At 61.5% G+C, this 20,814-nt stretch carries 17 protein-coding genes; 4 read left to right on the forward strand and 13 right to left on the reverse strand.

Annotated elements, in window-relative coordinates; genetic code table 11:
* Positions 1-40: 40 nt before the first annotated feature.
* The 13 genes from AC3WOY_RS02520 to AC3WOY_RS02580 all read right to left on the reverse strand — a co-directional run bounded on the left by AC3WOY_RS02520 (position 41) and on the right by AC3WOY_RS02580 (position 16,429).
* Positions 41-466 carry a hypothetical protein gene (locus AC3WOY_RS02520; RefSeq protein WP_492420801.1) on the reverse strand — a complete coding sequence of 142 codons (426 nt, stop codon included), beginning with the start codon at positions 464-466 and terminating at the stop codon, positions 41-43.
* Positions 467-504: 38 nt separating this feature from the next.
* Positions 505-2,031, reverse strand: a complete 1,527-nt coding sequence (locus AC3WOY_RS02525) for a Fic family protein (protein ID WP_492420802.1) — start codon at positions 2,029-2,031, stop codon at positions 505-507.
* A gap of 353 nt (positions 2,032-2,384) precedes the next feature.
* Entirely contained in the window at positions 2,385-2,642 is a 258-nt protein-coding gene (locus AC3WOY_RS02530; RefSeq protein WP_492420803.1) for a hypothetical protein, read from the reverse strand.
* A gap of 18 nt (positions 2,643-2,660) precedes the next feature.
* Positions 2,661-5,117 (reverse strand): sbcc family protein, encoded by a 2,457-nt coding sequence (locus tag AC3WOY_RS02535; RefSeq protein WP_492420804.1) that lies wholly within the window; start codon positions 5,115-5,117, stop codon positions 2,661-2,663.
* Positions 5,118-5,203: 86 nt separating this feature from the next.
* Positions 5,204-6,496: a metallophosphoesterase family protein gene (locus AC3WOY_RS02540; protein ID WP_492420805.1), complete on the reverse strand. Its 1,293-nt coding sequence runs from the start codon at positions 6,494-6,496 to the stop codon at positions 5,204-5,206.
* A 56-nt stretch (positions 6,497-6,552) separates the two neighbouring features.
* On the reverse strand, positions 6,553-7,953 hold the full coding sequence (locus AC3WOY_RS02545; RefSeq protein WP_492420806.1) for a recombination directionality factor: 1,401 nt from the start codon (positions 7,951-7,953) through the stop codon (positions 6,553-6,555).
* 255 nt (positions 7,954-8,208) lie between these two features.
* Positions 8,209-9,486, reverse strand: coding sequence for a DUF1173 family protein (locus tag AC3WOY_RS02550; protein ID WP_492420807.1), 1,278 nt, complete (start codon positions 9,484-9,486; stop codon positions 8,209-8,211).
* Positions 9,487-9,523: 37 nt separating this feature from the next.
* Entirely contained in the window at positions 9,524-10,441 is a 918-nt protein-coding gene (locus AC3WOY_RS02555; RefSeq protein ID WP_492420808.1) for a tyrosine-type recombinase/integrase, read from the reverse strand.
* A 221-nt stretch (positions 10,442-10,662) separates the two neighbouring features.
* Positions 10,663-10,914, reverse strand: coding sequence for a helix-turn-helix transcriptional regulator (locus tag AC3WOY_RS02560; protein WP_492420809.1), 252 nt, complete (start codon positions 10,912-10,914; stop codon positions 10,663-10,665).
* A 1,017-nt stretch (positions 10,915-11,931) separates the two neighbouring features.
* Positions 11,932-13,758, reverse strand: a complete 1,827-nt coding sequence (locus AC3WOY_RS02565) for a hypothetical protein (protein ID WP_492420810.1) — start codon at positions 13,756-13,758, stop codon at positions 11,932-11,934.
* Positions 13,755-14,249, reverse strand: a complete 495-nt coding sequence (locus tag AC3WOY_RS02570; protein ID WP_492420811.1) for an ABC-three component system middle component 2 — start codon at positions 14,247-14,249, stop codon at positions 13,755-13,757. Before AC3WOY_RS02570 ends, AC3WOY_RS02565 begins: the two co-directional genes overlap by 4 nt.
* Entirely contained in the window at positions 14,237-15,304 is a 1,068-nt protein-coding gene (locus tag AC3WOY_RS02575; RefSeq protein WP_492420812.1) for an ABC-three component system protein, read from the reverse strand. The genes AC3WOY_RS02570 and AC3WOY_RS02575 overlap by 13 nt, the downstream gene beginning before the upstream one ends.
* 339 nt (positions 15,305-15,643) lie before the next feature.
* Positions 15,644-16,429 (reverse strand): DUF1845 domain-containing protein, encoded by a 786-nt coding sequence (locus tag AC3WOY_RS02580; protein ID WP_492420813.1) that lies wholly within the window; start codon positions 16,427-16,429, stop codon positions 15,644-15,646.
* A gap of 469 nt (positions 16,430-16,898) precedes the next feature.
* On the opposite strand from AC3WOY_RS02580, the gene AC3WOY_RS02585 reads away from it, so the two are divergent.
* The 4 genes from AC3WOY_RS02585 to AC3WOY_RS02600 all read left to right on the forward strand — a co-directional run bounded on the left by AC3WOY_RS02585 (position 16,899) and on the right by AC3WOY_RS02600 (position 20,569).
* A complete protein-coding gene (locus AC3WOY_RS02585; RefSeq protein WP_492420814.1) occupies positions 16,899-17,477 on the forward strand; it encodes a hypothetical protein in 579 nt (192 codons plus the stop codon).
* Positions 17,478-17,550: 73 nt separating this feature from the next.
* Positions 17,551-17,862, forward strand: coding sequence for a hypothetical protein (locus AC3WOY_RS02590; RefSeq protein ID WP_492420815.1), 312 nt, complete (start codon positions 17,551-17,553; stop codon positions 17,860-17,862).
* 77 nt (positions 17,863-17,939) lie between these two features.
* Complete coding sequence (locus AC3WOY_RS02595; RefSeq protein WP_492420816.1) at positions 17,940-19,556, forward strand: ATP-binding protein; 1,617 nt, start codon at positions 17,940-17,942, stop codon at positions 19,554-19,556.
* Positions 19,556-20,569, forward strand: coding sequence for a DUF7146 domain-containing protein (locus AC3WOY_RS02600; RefSeq protein ID WP_492420817.1), 1,014 nt, complete (start codon positions 19,556-19,558; stop codon positions 20,567-20,569). The genes AC3WOY_RS02595 and AC3WOY_RS02600 overlap by 1 nt, the downstream gene beginning before the upstream one ends.
* Positions 20,570-20,814: the final 245 nt, after the last annotated feature.

Raw genomic sequence — 20,814 nt, forward strand, 5'->3', positions numbered from 1 at the left:
GCCAATGCCGGTCTGCGCCTCTGCGCCATGCACGTTTCTGTTATGGGACATCAAGAGTCGGCGACCGGAAAATCTCCGTCGACGACGGGTGCTTGGTCAGATAGGCGCCCAGCTCCTCCGCAACCCAAGGCACGAACACAACGTCAGTCACCCCAGCGCAAGCAACGATCTTGTCGAGCTTGTCGGGATTGACAAAGGCGGCGAGCACGGGCCCCTCCAGTTTGCGCATCTGGATCTTCTCGGTGAGCAAATGCAGCGTGATGCCTTTCAAATCCAGCTTGTTGTCGCGATCCAGCACGCGAATGACGTCGACGCCAAACACATCCCGCAACACGCCATCCAGATTGTTTTTGCTATGGATGGCCAAGCCCATCACCGTGCTGCCGCGCGACTGCAGCAAGGTCCCGCAGCACTGGAATGCGCTGCGCAAGGCGTCCTCATCAGCGCCGGTGGAAGCGGTATGCAATCGATTCATTGGCATCGGTTCTCAGGTTTCCTAGTTGATCAGGGCTGGAAGGCCGCATGGATGGCCGCAATGACTTCGGCACCGACGTCGGCGTCGACCAGTTGCGGATAGGCTTTCTTCAGCTTGTTCGACAGCTGCCCGCCGTTCTCCCGTACCGAGCGGATGATGCGATCGATGTCGGCGTCGGGCCCTTCGATCACCTGTTTCACGCGTTCACGCGCCGCACGCAGGCTGCGCAGATAGCCGGCTTCCTTGCGCATCTCCTGTTCGATGGTCACCTCTACCACATGGGCGAGATATTCCGCATGCTCGGTCAGGTCCGGATAGCGCCATGCGGCCAAGGCGTCGTCGTAGGCATCGAATTCCAGGTTGTAGGGCACGCCATCGTCCGCGATGCGCTCGTCCACAAAGCGGTACGCGTTCGCATAGTGCCGCATGAACGGCCTGGAAAACAATTCGAGCACCTGGTCGTAGCCGCGGCGGTTGACCGTGGTGCTGGTGATGGTCGCCGACACCGGCAAGATGAAGGGTTCGGGTACCGCGCGATCGCGGCGCAGCACGTCGTTGATCAGAAAGCGGGAGATGCGCCCATTACCGTCAGCCATCGGATGGATATAGACAAATCCGAACGACAGCACCGCCGCCCGCACCAGCGAGGAGCGGCCCGCCGTCCGGGCAGCGAATTCGCGCAATCCCGCCAGCAGGCCGGGGGCGTCGTTCCAGTGCGGCGCGATGTAATGCACGACCTGCATGAAGCCGTCGACTTCGCCGACGAAGACCGGCGAGCGGCGCATGCCGTAGCGGGTCGCGCGCGGCCCAAGAATCTCCCGCTGCAGCGCGGTGATCGACGCCTCGTCCAGCGGGCTGTCATAATGGCCGCAGCGCTGTTCCATGACCGCCGCGAAGCGCCTGACCCGCTCGACCTGTTGTTCCTCGTGCTCGATGGCGAAACTGGCGCGGCTTTCCTTGACCGTCAGCCAAACCGCGCTGCGTAACAGCAGATCCGCGCCGAATTCGGTTTCGAGGGCGTGCAGACGTTGCGTGCAATCGTACTGCTCGGCACTACGCACGCTGTCCGTGCGCGCCACCATCGGGCAGTATTCCCGCGGTCCCGGCAAATTGTTTCGAATCCGCCAGCGCGGGCTATTATCAGAAATGGCAGACGTCAGATACGCGTCTTCATCGAGGGCATTGACATAATTGCCAGCAGTAACGCCAGGAAAGGCAAGCTGCCGTCCGGTGAGAAACTCGTAAAAAAATCCCGCGCGACGTGCATATTGGCCGGTCGGCTCGGACGCGATCCAGCGCTCCAGTTCATCGGCCGGCAGCTGCGCGAACAGGCGCGCCAGAAACTCCAGATGGATGCCTTCATGCTTGAGCGCGAAAGTCAGGTGTCCGGCCAAGGTGTCGGCCGGACGCGCGCTGGGCAGGTAAAATTCATGGACATGGCCATGCTCGCGCACGGTCGCGCGCGACCTTGCCACCTGACTGTCGATGCGGAAAGGCTGCACCGGCGCAACCCCATAGTGCTGCGCCAGCCACCGATACCCGATCCAATCGGCCATGTAGAATCCCGTGAGAGTGATCAAATTTGATTAATTCTCAGAGATTTTGATTAGAATTGGCGAAATCGTCAATAAAACGATTACAAGTTCTCATTTACAACTGACGGAAGCGTCGCCGTTGTGGCATTTTCCTTGGATTGAATAGCGGCGCCAATCTGCGCGGTGTTCCGTTCGAGCGAAATCACGCCCGCAAACTGTGGCCCGTTACCTACGCGATTCGCCCGGTTCGTCTTTTGACGGGTCTTGACCTGCGCCCCAATCCTCGAGGCGCCTCAGGCATTCCTGGGAGTGTTGGCTTGTCATTTCCACGGCGCTGGCACAATCCCTACCCTCCGCTCATGGTTTCCCCAATCCTAGGACCAGACGCGCTCACCGGCGCGGTCCATGCTTTCATCATCGTCGATAGGATCAAGAGGGATCTGGCGTAGCATAAATTCCTTCACCCCACCAACCGGCAATACCTGTTCGTCGGCAGCGAAACGGCGCGGCTTCCGCGGCCGCCGCTTGGCGCGCACCAGACGGGCCGCCTCGTCCGATACCTTGTTCCACTTGCCCCCGAAGCAGTAAAAGTCGGTCCCCACCGGAAGCTGATCAAAAGAAATGCCCTTCATGTTTTTCCTCTCGACAGGCTATGCGGCACATTCCACGCCCATTTCACGCGCGCCGTACTGTCCCAGATCGATTACCGCATCGGCCATCGCGGTCAATTCCGGCGTCTGCGACACAAAGTATTCACGGGCATAGCGCCCGATGCGCAGGACTGCACGCTTCATCGCGATGAACATCCGCTTGCGCTCCGGATCAAGCGCGCCGTCGGCCTCGTCCGAAAACAGCGTCTCATAGCGCCGGCCGGAATTATGCGTGAGGTAGAGCGCGATGGCGCGCGTCAGGCATTCATTGATCATCACGCGCTCGCCGCCGCTCATCGCCGTCACGCTCTTGCTGCCGCCGGCGTCCGCGTCGTGCACGACGATATCGAAGCCTTCCCGCGCTTCGCCCTTGCCGGTTTCCACCTGCGTCTTGATCGCCACCGTGAAACGCGGCCCGTAGCAGGCCAGCAGCAAGTCGTTTGCCAGCCGCGACAGCGTGGGCCCGGCATCGTCGATCGACAAGGCAATCAATCCGTCGTTGCTCATGCAGCGGGCAAACAGCATCCAAGCGCCCAGCGCCTGCTCGATGTCCGTACAACGGGCGTCCCATTGGGCGAGCTTGTGCGCCACGGCGTCTTGACGTTCAAGGAATTCTTCCATCCGCTGCTGATCGCGCACCGCTGCCATGTATGCCGTCTCCGCGTCGGCCATGGCCCGCTGTGTCTGAGCCACCGCCTGCTGCGCCTGGGCGACGTGCGACGCGTCGAAGGGCGCTGGCAATCCCGCCAGCGCCATCTCGACCCGATCCAGCGCTTCCCGGTAGCGCCGCGACTGGGCGGCTCGCTGTGCCGCAATTTGTTGTACGGCGGCGGCCATCGCGGCGCGCTCCGCCCGTTCTTCCTCGGTGTCGCCCTCCCCGACTGCCTGCAATGCGGCGATTTGGGCCTCGATGGCGGCGAGTGCCGCTCTCGCCTGCTGCAATTCGCCCCGCCGCGCGGCCCGCATCGCCAGGGCCGACGCCGCCGTCCTGGACCGCTGGAGTTTTTCCTCCGCCCTCGCCAACTGCGCGGGCGTGTCCGCCAATTGCGTCGCCTGTTCCCGTATTTCTGCCAAGCGCTGCGCCAACTGCCGGCGATCCTCTTCGAGCTGCCACAGTTGCCGATCCGCGGATGGCATCAGGCTTTTCGCCTCGCGCGCATCGCCCAGCAGCTTGCACTGGCGCTGCAAGTCGCTGCCGGCGCACGGCACGGCTGCCGTCAATCCAACGCGCCGCGCGAGTTCCTGCGCTTTCAGCGCCGCCTGCCCCGCCGCACGCTCGATTCCCGCCATCTTTTCCTGCACCAGCGTTTCGCTAGCCAGCAGCGCGTTCCATCGTTCGACCGCGCCGCGCAGCGGCAGCATCCCGGCCTCCCGCGCCGACGCGATCTGCTGCGCCCATGGCAGGCGGCGCGTCGCGCATTCGATCCGCCTGTCGTCCCGGATGACCTCCAAATATCCGTTGCGCTGCTGCACGAGCGCCGATCGCTTCCTTTGCCGCTCCGACGCGCGCTGCGCAATGCGTCTTTCGAGCGAAGTAGTCCGGTCGGCTTCGCGTTGGTCCTGCTGATCCAGCGCCGCCAATGCGGCCTTGCCGTCCTCGATGATGACGCGCCGCTCCGTTTGCAGCTGGGCGCGCCGCGCCTCGGCATGCGTCGCCACTTCCTGGTTCGCCATGACCTTGGCCAAGGCATCCTTCGCCGCATCGACCGCGCCCTGGCACGCGGTTCTGGCTGCCTGCGCCACCGCGATCCGTTGCGGCGCATTGCCAAGCCGCGCGATCTCGCTGGCAATCTGGCCGGCGTCCGTCTGCAGTCCCATGCGATCCTGGCGGATAGTGGCCAGCCCGGCTTTCAACAGTTTGGCGGTCTCGCACGCCCTGGCGCCCAACGCGCGGATTTCTTCCAGTCCCAGCAGATCGGCCAGCAGGGTCTTGATTTCCGCATTCCGGTATGCCGACAACTGGCGCCGACCTTGCGCGGCGAACACCGATGTGAAGAAGGTTTGGGCGCTGCCGAGGATCGCTTCGACGCAGCGCAGATAGGTGTCCAGCTTGCCATCCGATACCGTCCCGTCCGGCAGGGTCACCGGTACCCATCCGTCCGCCTTCGACGCGTGCAGGTAGGCTTCCGTTCTTTTCTTGCCGTTGAGCCTGACCACCATCTGCGATCGGTAGCGCGCGCCGTCGTGCTCCCACACCAGGTCCTTGACGCTTTCCGGCAGAAAGACGTGCTCGTAATACGAAAAGCCCCCCAATCCGTCGGCCCCGGCGCGCGACGGCATGACCGGGTACGGCGTCATGTTGTCCATCACCGTGGTCTTGCCGCGCCCGTTCTTGCCCACGATCGCGATCAACTGCGCATTGCCGCCAAGCTGCTCGAAATCAAGCGTCAATTCGTCGCGCCCCAAGCCGTCCCGGATGCCGCGAAATCCCTTCAACGTCAATAATATCGGTTTCATCGTCCGCCTCCATTTCATTGATTGACGGGTATCACCCATGCACCACGCTCAGTATCGCGGGGCGGGCACACCGGTCAAGCCGGCCCCTAACACGGTGCGCTCACGGCCCGATCGGCAACGCCAGCCGGTTCCGTCTTGTTCGTCGGCGGTGCGGGAGCGGCTGGCGCCGACGGTGCCAGGATCGCGGCGGCAATTTCCTCGGGCGTGTGCATCTGCAACGCCTCCAGGCACGCCAGCAGCGGCGCCGCCTGCGCGTCGGTGACGTCCGCCCAGGCGCGCACTTTCGCCGCCATGCTGGCCAGGTGCGAAATCCCGGCCGCGCGCGTGCGCATCACCGGGATCACGCGAGCGACCAGCTTGACCTGCGCTGCGTCGGCAAACAGGCGCTCGATCGCGGCGCGGTCGACGCCATCGCTATCCTCTTCCGGCATTGTCCAGCGCACCCGCACGAACGCGCCGGCCAGCTCGGTCTCGCGCACGATTTGCCGCAGGCGCTCGAGATCCGGCATGCCGTCGAACGTGATGTCGATGGTGCGCCTGGCCGGCGTCTGCACCAGCGCATAACTCGCGGCATCGGCGCCTACTTCCCAGAACAGAAACCCTTTGTCGCCCTGTTCCCCGTAATGCAAGCGGCCGATCGATCCCGCATAGGCAATCACCCTGCCGTTACCGATCCATGCCTGGTGCTTGTGGATGTGGCCAAGCATGAATGCGGTAGCTCCGGCGGCAAACAGCGCTCCCGTCGTGAATTCATGGTCGAAGCCAGCCATCGGCACATCGTGTTCGGTCAGACACCCGTACACGGTGCCGTGCGACACCCCAATGGTCGCGATGCCGCGCCTGCGCGCCGCCTCATTGCTCGCCGCAAGACCCCGCAACAGCAGCGACAGTTGCTCGCCCACCGCACGCGCCGCTTCGGTGGCGCCGACCGCAGCGGCGATCACTGCCTTGTTGACGACCGGCACACAGGAAAACAGCGCCCGGGCACCTTCCGGCACGGCGTCGAAGCGCCAGTCGTCCGAAGCCTGCCAAACGCCGTCCGGCAGCAGCGCCACCTGCTGCAGGCGATCGACGACGTGAACCGGGTACTGGCCGCCCAGCAGCCGAAACAGGTTCAGCGTGCCCGGCGGTTCGTGGGAAAACGTCCCCTGCAGCATCAGCACCGGGCAATGATCCGCCAGCCGCCGGATGTTGCGCGCCAAGGCATCGACCGCCGGCGTATGGATATCGAGTGCGTGATCGGTCGAATCGCCCGAAATCACCGCGAACTCGACACCCCTGCCGATCGCGGCATCGACCGCGAAGCTGAAGCACCGGTCCACCTCTTCCAATGTCGCACCCGCGTAATGGATGTCTGAAAAATGGGCTCCGCAAATCATGTTCGATTTCTCCTTTCGCTCGCTGTCAGACCAGCATCGCCGGTGACGGCGGCTGTTCAAGTGTCGGTGTGGGAGGTGCGCAATTCGGTGTCGATCTTGTCGGCCAAGCCCTCCGGGTCGTTCCGGTAGCGATCGAGCTCATCCAGCGCACGGCGCCGGCCGTTGGCATTCAACTTCCAGCCAGGCCCCCAGCGCTTGGCGGCGTAGGCTGCGTAGCGCGTCGCCTCGAGTCCGAACTCGCCGACGGCCGCGATCACCTGCTCCTCGCTGACGTCATTCGCGCCTGGCGACCGCGTCGCTCTGCCGTGCGTGGCGCCGGCGGCCAGACTTCCTGCCGCAACCCATGTTGAGCGGGATTGCGGCATCGGTGCTGGCGTCTCGACATCACTTCCGCTTTGACTCGCTGCAACCGCATCGCTCGCCGGCGCGCCGAGCGGATCGGAACGCTCCTCTGCCACGTCCCTGTCGATGGTTGCACCTTCCAGCACATGCGCGGCAGCTCGTGCGTTCACGAATGCCGTTTCATCGTCCTGCGCACGCAATAAGGCCGTGATGTCGATCGGCGCTTCCAGTTCGATGATCCAATGCGCGGATCGCACGGCCCGGCCTTCGTCGTCGAGATGCGGGACTTCGCGCAGCGTTTTGGTGAGATAGAACGGTGTCTGCTTCCCGTCCAGGAACCCGGAAATCCGGCCACCGCGCAGAAATGCCAGTGTCTTGAATTGCTCGATGGCGCGGCTCATCGCGTAGAAGCTGTTGGTCTGCAGCTCGAAGGCATCGATCGACTTGATGCCGGGAATGAAGAAAATGAACCGCCCCGCCAAGTTGCATTTTCTGTTCTGGAATTCAGGGCAGCTTTCGGGATTGCAAGTGCCGCCGTTCTCCTGCCGCAGCATGGTCTTGCGCCCGCCGAACAGGCGCACGGCGCGCTTGCCGCTCTGATCCATCGGCACCGGTGCGTAACATTTGCAGTAGCGAACCTGCCCATCCGGCGCATATTCGCTCCAGAACTTCTTTTCGTGCGCGCCCCAGACGACGAGTTCGTGCGGCATCACTGCCTGCCAGTGATCGGCGGGGAAGATCACGGGAAAGCGATACAGGCGCCGGATGCCGTCGCCCCTGTCCTCGCCGAAGTTATCGATGATCTGTCTGGCGATCTCGGGATTGGGAAAGTCCCCGGGCCGGACCGTGAACCAGGCGACGTTTTTTGGAACGAGCGGCGTTTTCAGGTCCGGCACCGCCTGGGTGATGGCATGCTCGATCTCGTCGAACGAATGGTTCTGGGCGACGCCGCGTTCGTAAATATCCCTGGCAGTGGGATTGTCCGCCGCTCGCTTCGTGAGAACCTTGATGCCGGCCCGGATTTTGCCGGCGGTCGGGATGCGAACGGTCCGGCTTCCGAGAATCGACGGTACGGACGGTCTTGATCCGTTGATGGTAACGATGGCGTTTGTCATGCCGAGGCTCCTATGCAATGCGATGTATTTCGCATTACCAGGATCTCGCTTGACTCCGCTCTTTCAAGTCAGTAGTCAGTAGTCGGCTCGGCCTGCTACATCAACTTGCGCGGAATGCGTAGATTAGTCCTCTTCGAGCCAACCCCGCAGAACGCCCCTATCATTGGCGAAGCATCTGACCTGTAGTAAGGATGCTGCTGCGGACGCAAACCTGTGCACGCGCAAAACGCCGCACGTGACCGCTTCTCAATGCGTTCATCGGTTGTCCGTGGAAGCAGTTCCAAGACCTTCGTCAACGCCTCGCCGTGCAAGCTGCGCTTCGTCCCGCTGGTACGGTCTGGCGAACGCCGGCATGGGCTCGTCCGTGTACCATACCCAAACGTCGGCGTTGTTGGCTTTAACCGCCTTTTCCTTTGCCGCCCGCTCTTTGGCATCCATGAAGCTGCTGACGACATGCAGCGGGGTGGGCGTGTCGCCCGTGTCGAGCAACAAGGCATTGGCAAATGGCGCCGCGCTACGCGCATCATAGCGCAGCGGTTTCAAGAACCGCCGCTTCTCTCCGGTCAGCGCTTCCAGCAAGCCCACTTCGTGCATGCCCTCGATCGGAATCCAGTGTTCGGTTGCCAGCATGAGGCTGGCGGTATCGATCTGATACGTACGCTCCCGCTTCGCATACACCAGTGCGCCAATCACGACCCGCAGCCTGGATTTCGTATCCGCGTCGCGCGCCTCAAGCAGGGCGCCGAACGCTCTCTCGATGCGCTCCCACGCCTTGTTGTCGATGAATAGCGGCGCATCGGGCATATGCTTGATCCACACCTTTCTGCCGAAGGGCGCCGCTTCGGTCCCCTTGAGTTCGCCCAGCACCAGCGCCATCTTGAATTGCGCCTCTTCAGCCGGCGACAGCAGGATCGACAGCTTGGCGCGGCGCCGCTCGGCGATCTCGGCCTTGCGCTCCTCGCTGAACTGTTCCGGCACGTACAACCGCTCCGACAGTCGCGCGCCCTTCATCTCGATCTCCGCCGCCGCTTCCATCAGGTATTTGTGGATTACCGCCTGGGTGCGCTTGCCTTCCATCGCCGGGCTCCAGCGATGGAACCCGGCGCGCTCAAACAGGTAGTGCATCACTGCCCGCAGGCTCATTCGATGCCGCGGCGCACTGATTTCCGCAGGCGGTACCGGTTCCCCGCGCAGAATGGCCCTCCCCGGCACCCTGGCCAACGGGAAATCCACCCGCAACTCGACCGAATCCGGCGAGCGCTCGATCACGGCGTCGCCCATCAGCTCGCCCAGCCCGGATTGCCCAAACTCGGGATCAAAGGACGTGCAGGCCGGATGGTGCCGGCTGCCTGTACCCGGCATGCGCTTGACCACATACAGCCGATGCCTGGCGACATACATGTCGACGCCGCCGCGAATGCACAGGCAGCGCGGCCGTTCCGGCGTCTCGTAGATCCGCGCGAGCGCCTCCTGCAAGCGTGCATCCGTCGCAGAGTAAGTGGCTCCCTTGATGAAAAAGCGCTGTTCTTCCATCTTTCGCCTTTCGCGCGGTCACACGCCAAGACCGTCCTCACACCAGTTCGCGCACCACCGCCTGCAGCGGTTGGCGGACTTTAGGCAGCAATTCCCGCACCGACTTCATCTCGCCAATTCCCAATACCTCGCCGATCTGGTCCTCTTCGGCACCGCGTTCGAACAGCCGAGCGGCCACCGTGCGCCGCACGTTGAGCGCGGACACGCCTTCCAGCCCCGTGCGCCGGAATATCTTGCGGTACGCATGCAGAATGCCCCGGCACAGAAAGCGCGTCTGTCCGGTCGCGCCGTGACGCACGATCTCAAACGGTTCTCCCGCCTCCGTCAGGAACAGCCGGCCGCACGGATCGAGCCCCCGAAAATCGGCGAATTTTTCCATGCCCGCGTGACCGCGCACCCGCTCGTCCAGATAGCGATCGATCGCCTCTTGTGCCTTGGTGCTGGCGAAAAACAGCGGCCTGGCCTTGCCACCGACGGCGACTTCCGCGCGCATTTCCGATTGTTCCCGCACGCTGCCGTCTTCGTTCAGATAGTCGCGCACCTCGAGGCGGGCGATTTCCAGCGGCCGCGCGCCCGTGCTTAACAAGACGTACAGCAGCGCCACATCCCGGCCGGGACAAGTGCTGCGCGCGCGTGTCCGCTGCACCAGGAACGCGATGTCGTCGTTGGTCAAGATCCGTGCGGCGCGCCGCTCGCGCGCCATGTCGGGCGTGTACCGTTCGAGCGCGGCGGTCACGGCCGCCTGACAGTTTCTCAGGCGCTGAACGAAGGCGAGCCCGCCTTCATTGATCCCGTCGATGCCGACTTCCTTGGCCAATTTCCGTGCAAGAAGCTTGATGCGCCGTTCCACGGCAGATCGAGTGACACCATAGTCGTTTGCTACGGCATCGTAGGTTTTTCCGGCGATGACGGCCTTGAGCATCGCTATCGATATCAAAGTGGTGTCTGGTTCCATGTTGGGCGCCCTCCTTGCAAACGGTACGCCCCATGTTCGCGGGTCGGCGCCTTACCTGCCAAGCATAATCGATCGTTAAATGCGGTGATTTCGGCATTAGTCATGGCATCCGCCGCGTGACGGCCTCGAAAACATCGGACCAGTCTTCAACACACCGTGATCAAAATTTGCGCGATGGCTCGGAACTATGCGCATGCGTGGATAGCCTTGGTCTGCACCGGTCATTCGCTATCCATATGGATGCCCTTGCTATTGCCCTGCTCCGCAATCCAGCGCCGCACGTCTTCCACCCGCCACACCGTCACACGCGGCGAAAGCTTGACCGGCGACGGAAATGTCCCGGCATCCACGCGTCGCCATAGGGTTGATTTTGAAATGGGAATGAAGGCCAATACCTGCGGCTGCCGCAGAAAGCCGGTTGCAGGAAGGGTAATGCTGGTCGAAAGCGTTGTAGACATGATCAAACCTTTCATCGGCATGCGCCGGATGAATAAAGGTGACCCGCTCGGTCGCGGCCATGCTAGGTCAGGTTCGCAGGGCCGCTAGGGATAAATAAACGCGATATCACACCAGGGCATTCCCGGCCGATCGGTGTGAATGGAAAATGGCGTGCGTACCCACATGAAAAAGCCATGCGAACGGCACGATCAATGAAAGCAGCGCTCTAGGCGACTAGTCGCGCCCCTCAGCCTGTACCGGCTTGGTACAGGCGCGGACCGGAGGCGATGAATGGGCAGGTAACGACTGCGACGAGGCCGCGACTGCATGCGACTTGCTGACACGGTAAATCAGACGTAAGACAAATTCAATATCCGAAATGGACAATGCTCGGTGCAATGGCAAAAGCACTGCACGCTTGAGTGCATTTCGACTGGCTGCGCATCACGCCCCCGGAATTCAATTGCTGCGTACGTCGTTCAGAGGAGCAACCATGCGAAGTGTTGCAATGTCTTCGCCCCGCCCGCATGACATGACAGATCCAGCGCGTAGTCCATTCGGCTGGCCCATGCTGCTCTACGGTGGAGTGCGCAATCGGGTCACATGATCACCTATTTCGGCACTCTTCCACTGATTTTTCGATACCTCGCCGGCGTTGACCACTTCGACCACCGGAAAAAATCGGCTTGGGGTGGACAGAGAAGACTTTCGAATGACAAGCTGCTCTGCGGCGGGAGCTGACAGAAAGGTTTCGCGACCGACATGCCAGCCCCGTCCACGAGCGGTCACTCACGACAATTGTCGTGGCTGACGATCGCGCGGGTGCGTCCCTCTAATAAGGAACGCCAATTTCGGGGTTGGAGGGTTCCTGACAGTTACAATCAGCGGCTCTGCGCGACTGAAGCCCTCATTCAGTACATCCGAGATTGCCTCAGTGCCCGAGTCTGGAGCTGTCCTATTGATGCTGTTCGGACTGATCGGAAATGGTGCGATTTGTCGTCGCCAACAGTGGCGCGATGATCAACGCTGGCGAAACGGCCGCCGTTAGCGTACTAGGCCGAAGCCTCGTTGGTGTCCTTGGGCATTCCGGGGTAGAAGCCTCGACGACCTTCATCATCACCATCCCCGACGAACTCGAGTGGCTTCAACAACGCCTTCGATTCGATCTTGATTTCTTGATTCTCCAGAATGATGAGCTGACCAGGGCCCTCCCACTGGGCAAGCCATGCATAGAATCGATCTGTGACGGTCGACACCTCGACGTCCCGCTGCTCCTTGCTCTTCGGGTCGGCATAGGACTTGAGTGGCGAATCGATGACGACGAAGCCCAGGTGCGGGTAACCATTGCCGACGGCATGCTCCATGACAGCAATCGTCAACGCCGCTAGAAAGATCGCACGCTTACCAGCACCAAAGTCTAGGCGAGCACGGCTGTCGAGGATGAGGTCACAGGCATCGGCGTCGAGCAGCACCGACTGGATGCCGGTGAAGCCCCAGGCATGCAGGTAGCGATGGGCGTGCGCCGCGACCTGGGTTGCCGCGTCGCCAACATTTCGACTTAGCGGGATTTTCTTTTGCTTCTTGGCGTTGGTCAGCCGGGTAAGCTCAGCTATGAGCTGAGCTTCGTCGTCGAACTTGGCCAGTTGCTCGGATAGGGCGCTGCGGCGGACGGCGAGGGATTTGGGATCGCCGGAGAACTCGTAGCGCGTTTCGTTCACACGCGCCTTCTCGGTCGCCTCAAGCTCATTGAGCTCCGCACGGATATCCCGGACGGCCTGCCCTAAGCGAGCGGAACGGTCCTGCTCGCGAGCAAGCGCCCCGGCGAGCCCTTGTCGCAACACGACGATCTTCTCAAGCTCGGCCTTCAATGCTTTTCGGTAGCTGTCCTGAGCGCCCTGGCGCAGTTGCCGCGGATCGACCTGCGCCTCGGCAGGAGTCCCGCATAGCGGACATGGAACCTCCTCAAGCGCCTGGAACATCGCAACGCCTTCCCAAGTGGCCCCAAGACGTTCGCTGTCGCTCTCGTACTTCGCATTGAGCAAATCAAACCGCTCAATCATGGAGAGGCTGTGATTCCGTTCTTGCTCGACAGCTTGGAGCTCAGCGCTCTTTCTCAGGATGTCGTAGCGGACGTTTTTGAGCGAGCTGGCCCGGGTCTCGTAGTGACTCGTCATCGCGCCCAGCGCAACGTCTACGCGCTCGAGGGCATCGGCAACATCTTCCTTGGTCTGGTCGTCGGGCAGATCTGCACGGACGCGTCGCAGCGCTTCTTCGACTCCGAGGATCTGTCCAGCGATGCGATCCAGCTCTTTCGACGTTTTGACCAGTTCGATGGCGGAGTCGTCCGTGCCGGTGAGGAACATGTGGAAGGCCGCGATCCGCTGGGTCGCATTAGCGACCTGACCGGCAGTCGCGTCTTCGCTGATCATGGCTGGCTGGGACAGCAGGAACCAATGGCGCAGATCCCCCCCGGTAACAACGCCGCGCTTGGAGCGCGATCTGAGCAATTGCTTGCCAGCCGCACCGGCGTGACGCACAAGGAAGTCGCCGATATCTTCCTCAATGATCTCGCGCACTGGCTCGCCATCTTCACCCACGCGGATCTTGATCAGGCTCGAATCGCCTCCCGCATGAGCGCGACGTACTTCGTATTTGCCGCCATCGACTTCAAGCTCCAGTGTGAGCAGGTCGTAGCCAGACGCCTCGGGAATCTTCTTTGGCAGCTTGTCTCCCCCGAGTAGGTACCACAGGCAGTCGCGGATATACGACTTTCCCGTGTCGCTTGGACCGCGCACGAGCATCGCAGGATCACGGAAATCGACCCGAGCCTCGGGCTTATCAGGGCCAGTAGCGGCCAGCGAAACGAGCTTGACTGTCATAGGAGATACGGCTGCTTAACGGTTTCCAATTCCGCGCCCCAAAGGTGCCCGCTTTCGGAAAAGAGGCTCAGAAGTTCGGTCGAGCTGGCCCGGCCGAACTGCTTGGCCACCCAGACACAGCGCTCTTGCAAATCGCGCCAGTACTTCGACGACAAAGAACCGACCATAGTGAAGCTGCTCGAGCCGGCGATGTACGTCATACCTCTATCGTCAAGGACAACGTCGACCAGACCACGTGTGCTCATGATGTAAAGGCCCTGCTCAATCCGTTCACGCCTGCTGAACAGCTCTGCGTTTCGGTATGGCACCGGTGTGTGAAGGCTGGCGGGGCCGCCAACGTCTTGGGAGTAGACGATCGCATAGTCAAGCAGCACGAGCTTTTGTAGGTCTGCGCCACCCGGCCTGAGCGCGAACAGCAGGTAGACCATGCGTAACCCGAGCTCGAACGAGGTATTGAACAGCTCCGGATGCTTGCGGCTCATCGAACCCATGTGAAGTGTTTCTCGTTGACTAGGTGATGGCAGGTGCCCGGCAAATCGCCGCCACGCAGTCGAGTGTGCAACACGCTGTCCGTCACAGTGATTCCCTGGGCAGCGTCGATGGCTGCGTCATGCCGCTGAAGACCGGTCTTCAGGAGCGGGCTGTTGACCTTGAGCCTGATCCCTTTTCTGACCATCTCGAGCAACTTCGCGAACTCGTCCTCAACATAAATGTCGCGGCTAAAGCGCTTAAGTCCTTCAGCCGCATAGAAGGCTTCACGAGCTGCGGCGAGATGCTCGCGATAAACCTCATTTTCTAGCACCTTGGCCAGATCCGTCGGCGCGCTTTCAGTCTCTACGTATGCACGAATGAGCTCCTCGACGTAGGTCATCTCATGAAGCTGGGCCTGCGCCGGCACGGCCGGATCGTCGCCACGTTCCGGCTCGATCCCGAACAGACCACAGTGAGCAATGGAGTCTTGCGCGTGCCAATCCAGCAGATCCACAACCTGGCACTCCTCGAAACGCTTGAAGTCGAACGCATTGATGAACGCTTCCATTGCGGGTGTCAGCTTAGCGACATGGTCTTTAAGGCCATGGGTGCCGTCCTTCCAGGCGCGAAGAAGGCACGTACGCAGATTGTTAGAGTTGGCCAGGAGGTCGTGCAACTCGGGGCCGACGTTTTTCGGTGTACAGAAGTAGTATTTTCTGGGCACAGGGAAGCTCCCGGCCAGCAGATGGCCGAAGAACTTCACGAGCTCAGGATAGGCATTGCCTGGCGTCAGGCGATGTTCATAGTGCTTGGCCTGATACAAGTCCCAGCCGTCGGCAACCAAAGCGGCTTGCAGCCGCGCTTCGACGTCGCGCCCTTTATCGCCGGCGTTTCCAAGCACTTTGACGGAGACGTACTTGGCGGAACCGATCGTCCGCTGGCGACATGCAGCTGCGATGAACTCCTCCCACTCCTTGTCGGAGACCGTGTGCAGGAAGACGGACGGTGGAACCGTACCTCGCTTCACTACCAGGCGATTGGCCTTTGGTTTTCTAAGCTTCGCTTGGACAGACATTCCGTATTTGTTGGACGTTGTAGAGGAATTCGGAACCTAATGGGTCGGGTAGAGGCGCGCCCCACTTAGTTCGTTGCACATAATTACATAATATTATATTTCTGTGTCGCAATAAACGTGCGACCAGGCAAGGGGTTTATCCTTCATCACAATACGGATTCCCACGTCTGGACGAAGTAATATGCGACCTAATAGCCGACAAAGAGCCGTGGACAGCCTTTCGTCAACTCCTTGACTGGGAAACACCGGCAGCATTGGTCAATGTCGGACTGCAATAAAGTTAGGATGGCCCGGCTCGGCGGTCAAATTGCACCAGCACCTGCAGACTTTGCCCATTTTTCAATCCAGATGTTCCGGTTCTCTCGCGCTTGCATGAAACACGTTTGCACCGACAGCAGCACCGGCCAACGCCGGCACTGCTTCGTTGCCGCGATCCGGTTCGGCGCCGGCGGCCGTGACCGCTGAATCCCCCATCGAATCCGCAACGTCATTGCCCTGCGCGCTCGGCAAGCGCTCCCGTTGCGCCTTCAAGGCGTCGAGCTCATTCATGCGCCGCCGCAATCCGCTCGCCAAATTGCGCGCGCTCCTCGCCAGATTGCGAATCAAGCGCTTGAAATGGGCGCGCTGAATATCGACTTCCTCCGTCGTGATCACTTCATGGACCTCCAGCGTTTGCAGCATCGGCATCACTTGGTCCAGCTTGTTGATGATCTCGAAATAGCGCCTGCCGGTGGACGAAATAATGCCCACTTCCAGTTCGAGCGGCAGCGTATCGTAGGTCGCCACGCGGGTAATGCCGTGCGCCTTGAACAAGGCTTCGGCACCGTCGATTCCCTTGTTCAGCTCGTCGGCCACTGTTACGAGTTGTTCTCGCAGCAAGGCTTCGACGCGCGCGATGTCCTCGGGTTGCAGCCTGGTGCGGGCAATGACCGAGACAAAATGGGCATTGAGTTGCAAGGTGCTGAAATAGCGTACGAACTGCCGTTTCGCTTCGGCGCTCGTCAAGCGCGCCATCATTTTCACGCTGGCTGCCTCGACGCGCCGGAAATCAACCTTGACCTCCTTGGCCAGAATACGCGCATTGACGGCGCCTTCATCCATGCGGACGATGGGGGACTCTGCCATGTTGGAACTCCACCGGTTAATCGTGATTGAAGCCCATCTTCGGATGCCGTCATCGCATCCGCCACGAGAAAACGGGCGCCGGCAAGCGCCATTTCGGCATCAGCCCGGGATCGTCATCAATATGGCATTGACGTGCCCTGAACAGCGAATTAACTTGACCTTATGCAGCAGCTGGCCCTGCAAGTAGTCAGGCAAGCCCTGGAGTCCAACTCGTTGTGATGTAAGCATGCGTTGTCGGCACCCGCCGCGCGCAGCCTTGCGCCGTCGTCGAAGATGCCTTTCGCAGCGGGAAAACCCTCTCGCGCCGAAAGTTTTCTCCGATCGGTCGCTGGCACACCGGTCAAGCGGGTCCACCCGCCCTGTCGTCAAGCCAGTCCTGTTAGCACCGGTTCCAACCGGTCGTTCCACCCCACGGGGGCATTTCTCCCCCGTCCGTGGCGCGGATTGCCTCCATTTTTTTCTGGAGGTAATGATGTTGAACGCGAGTTCATTCCCAACGCCATCGGCCGCCTTCCCGGAAGTGCTCTGCGGAAGGGCATGGTCCGAGTGCGGCCATGCGACCCCGTTGCAGCCGATCCGGCCCGGTCCCGAAAGCATAGCCCTGCCCGGCACGCTCGATGACGACTCAGCCGTCGAATGGGACGAAGAAGACATCGTGTTTCTGCACTGGCGTCTTCTCAAGGAAGTGAGCGATCTCGCCGATCCGGAAACGCCGCTCGAAGAAAAGCTCGACACCCTGCGTTGGATCTTTACCGAGCGCGAGAAAGAGAGTCGGCCGTTCTCGTTCGTCAATTGCCTGAAAGTCGTGGGTTGCAGTCCCTTGTCGCCCACACCCTATTTCGGGCGCGTCGATGCCGAGGAAATCCGCGACGCGATCCGCAGCCAGGTCAAGGCTTGGCTCAACGCCACGCTCAAGCGCTATCCGCCTTGGGTGCGCGACGCCGTTCTCCACCATCCCGAGTGGGTCGAAAGCCGGTTGGCGAAAAACCCGCAGTGGATCAACGAGCAAATCAAGAAGCTGTCCGCGCAAGGCGACTTGTTTGCGTAACCGGCGTCGCCCGATTTATCGGCGTCACCTTTCCCTGCGAGCCCGCTTGGGCGCGCCTTTCAAGGAGGTCGTCATGTCCACTGCAATACACAACAGCCAACAGCTTGGCGCGATGGTCCCCGTGCGGGCGGCCGAAGACATTGAATTCCTGGTCAAGGAAAGCGAGGTCATGACTGGCCGGTTCGGACGCAAGTTCGTCATCACCAGCGCCGACCGGCTCGTCTACCTGATTCTATGGCATCCGGACGGCTACCAGGTCCAACGTCTCGACCGCGAGGGCAACCCCATCTGCACGCTGACCATGCTCCCAGCGGAGTTCGATGCGCACAGTTTGGGCGAAGCGCTGCGTGCGGGACAGCTGTTTACATCCCCGGTCAACCCCTGAGGTTGCCCCTAGTTCAACCCGAGGCGGGCATGGTCCCGCTTGGGGCAGTGCTCCGCCCGCATTCAAGGAGCACAGACATGCAAGTACAAGTGCGCATCCATGAGGAAGGCGCGCTGCGCAATCAGCGCTATGCCTTCACCGACAGATTCACGCTCATCTCCGAGCTGATGCAAAACGCCCGGCGCGCCGGCGCGCGGCGCATCGAGATCACTTACGACGAAGCGCCCGGCATGCTGCGCGTCGTCGACGACGGCTGCGGCATCACGGATTTTCAGAAGCTGCTGACGTTCAACGAGTCCGGCTGGGACCCGGATACGTGCGACGAAGAGCGCCCGTTCGGGATCGGCTTTTCGAAATGCCTGTATTCCGCGTCGCGCTGCATCGTCGCGTCACGCCACCGGAAGATCGACTTTTTGACCGGGGACGCGCTCGCGCGCAAGCCGATTGAGGTCGTGGAGTTCGAACACCACCTGCATACGGCCGTCGAACTGCACGATGTCCGCTTGCCGGGTTTGGCGCATCGCCTGCAAACGATGTGCAGCGGCTTTCCGGTCGCGGTCTGGTTCAACGGCAGCGCGCTGCCAAGAATGCACGCGATCGGTCAGTTGCCGTTCCTGCCGACCGATATCGGGCTGGTTTACCTGTCCGGCACGGGCAACGGCAAGCACGCTTCGCAGACGCTGGTCTTCCTGCAAGGCTTGTGCGTGATGCGGCCATCGTATTTCGATGACGGCCATGTCAATGTCGTGCATCTGGATTCGAGGCAATTCGTGGCACGCCTGCCCGACCGCGACAAGCTGATCGACGAGGACGATCAGAAGAGGCGCATCGATGCCTGCCTGAAGTCGCTATGGCGGCAGGTCTTGCTCGAAGCAAAAGAAAGGATGGACGCGGAAACGTTCGTCGACACCTACTTCGATGCGATGCGCGGGTGGGGTCATCTCGACCTGCTCAATGCCATTCCGCTCTTACCGACAAAGGTGTGCGAGCGCATCGTCGGCTATCCGATTCAAGAGGGTTACGAAGAGTGCGACTATCTGGCCCCCATAGAACATTCCCTGTCGCGCCGCGCGATTGAGGACGGTAGTGTCGTCCTGGTCAGTCTCGATGCCGTGAACAGCGAGAACGCCGCCTGCTGGATGCTGGCCAAAGCGAAGGGCTACCTGGTCTTTTCGCCGGCCTCGCTGCATCGCGATCACTGGGTCCAGCCCTATGTGCGCACCATCGATGACGAAGCGATCGGTGTCCTTGCTGTCGGCGAACAATGCCGGGTGAAGCTCGAAGGGCGCTGGATCTGGCCCTGGGTCATTCTGTGCGATGCCGTGGCGATCACGGCTGGCGACGATGGCGTCACTCTCAAAGACGAAGGTGTCTATCACGACGACATGATCTTCGTACCCATCGGCGAATGTTCCGGCGAGCCGGTGCGGCAGGCCTCGGACTTCATCGATTCGAACGATCGGTTTCTGGAAGAAGACTGCGACCTCGATCGCGACGCGCTGGCGGATTTGATCCCCCGGCTGCGTTCGGTCGATCCCCAGGCGACACTCGACTCGCTGTTGCGGGAGTTGAAGCTGGAAAAATACCCACTGTTGCACGGCAAGACGTTCCAGTTGACGGTGGGACGCGGTCGTGGCGAGCATGCGGTCGAACTCATCGCGGCACATGCGGCACCGGCTGCAGGGAGGTCGTGATGGACAGCCATGCGTTCGAAGCGCGTGTCGCCGAAATCAAGCGGCGCGCCCATGGCCGCTGGACCGAGCTGCTGCTGTCGCTTGGCGTCGACGAGAAAATTCTCAACAAGCGCAACCAGCCTTGCCCGCTGTGTGGTGGAACGGACCGTTTCCAGTACTCCGACAAGTATGGCGAAGGCAACTACCATTGCCGTGGCTGCGGCCCGGGCGGCGGCCTCAAGCTGCTGCAGGGCGTGCACGGTTGGGATTTCGTGACGATATTGAAGCGCATCGAGGAATGCGTTGGCAGCATGCCGATACCGGCACAAGCGCACCTGTGGTCGCACGAACCGCCCCCCGACAGGATGAAGAAGCTGGCAAAGCGGATCTGGGAGGAAGCGCGCCCGGTGACGCCGGGCGATGAAGTCGATCGCTATTTGTGCCGTCGCGGCCTGTCGCTCGCCGCGTATCCCAGGGTATTGCGGTTTCATCCGGCGCTTGGCTATTACGAAAAGGACGGTTCCGGCACATCGCGCAAGGTGGCCGAGTATCCGGCCATGCTGGCCTGCATCCAGGGCAGCGACGGGCACGCGGTCACGCTGCATCGCACTTATCTGGAAGGCGGTCAGAAGTTGCAGCAACGCGATGCAAAGAAAGTGCTGTCGGCCGGGATCATCGGTGCGGCGGCCAGGCTGTTCGAGGCTACCGAGGAATTGGCGATCGCGGAAGGCATCGAAACCGCGCTCGCCATCCACCTGTCCACCGGCAAGCCGGTATGGGCGGCGCTCAACGCGGGCAACATGGAGAAGCTGTGGCTGCCGGACACGGTACGCCGCATCTGCATCTATAGCGACAACGACGCCCACGCCGAGTACGACGGGCAGGCCTGCGCATTTGCGCTGGCGCGGCGCTTGAAGAAGGAAGACAAAAGAACCGGGCAGCGGCGCGTCGAGGTTTTCGTGCCGCGGCAGGCGGGATGCGACTGGGCCGATGTCTGGTGTTCCCGACTCGAGAACATGCAGCAAGCGGCATAGTGCTTGGGGTGCGATCGCGCAAGGTCGGCGATCGCACCCGCCTTTTCCACGGCCCTTTATCCAAAGCGCCGGGGACAAGGTTTCACCACTGGTCGCTGCCATACCAGGATCCGCGTTCCACGCGCATCGAAGGCAGCCCTTGCCTCACCACGCGACATCCGTCGCACTGAGCCGGCTCGTCGTGTCGAGCCAGTCATTGACCCCGCGGGGACGTACATCCCGCCAAGGGGTCATGCCGTCCCCGC

The sequence above is a fragment of the Noviherbaspirillum sp. FW303-A3 genome (genome assembly GCF_058788695.1).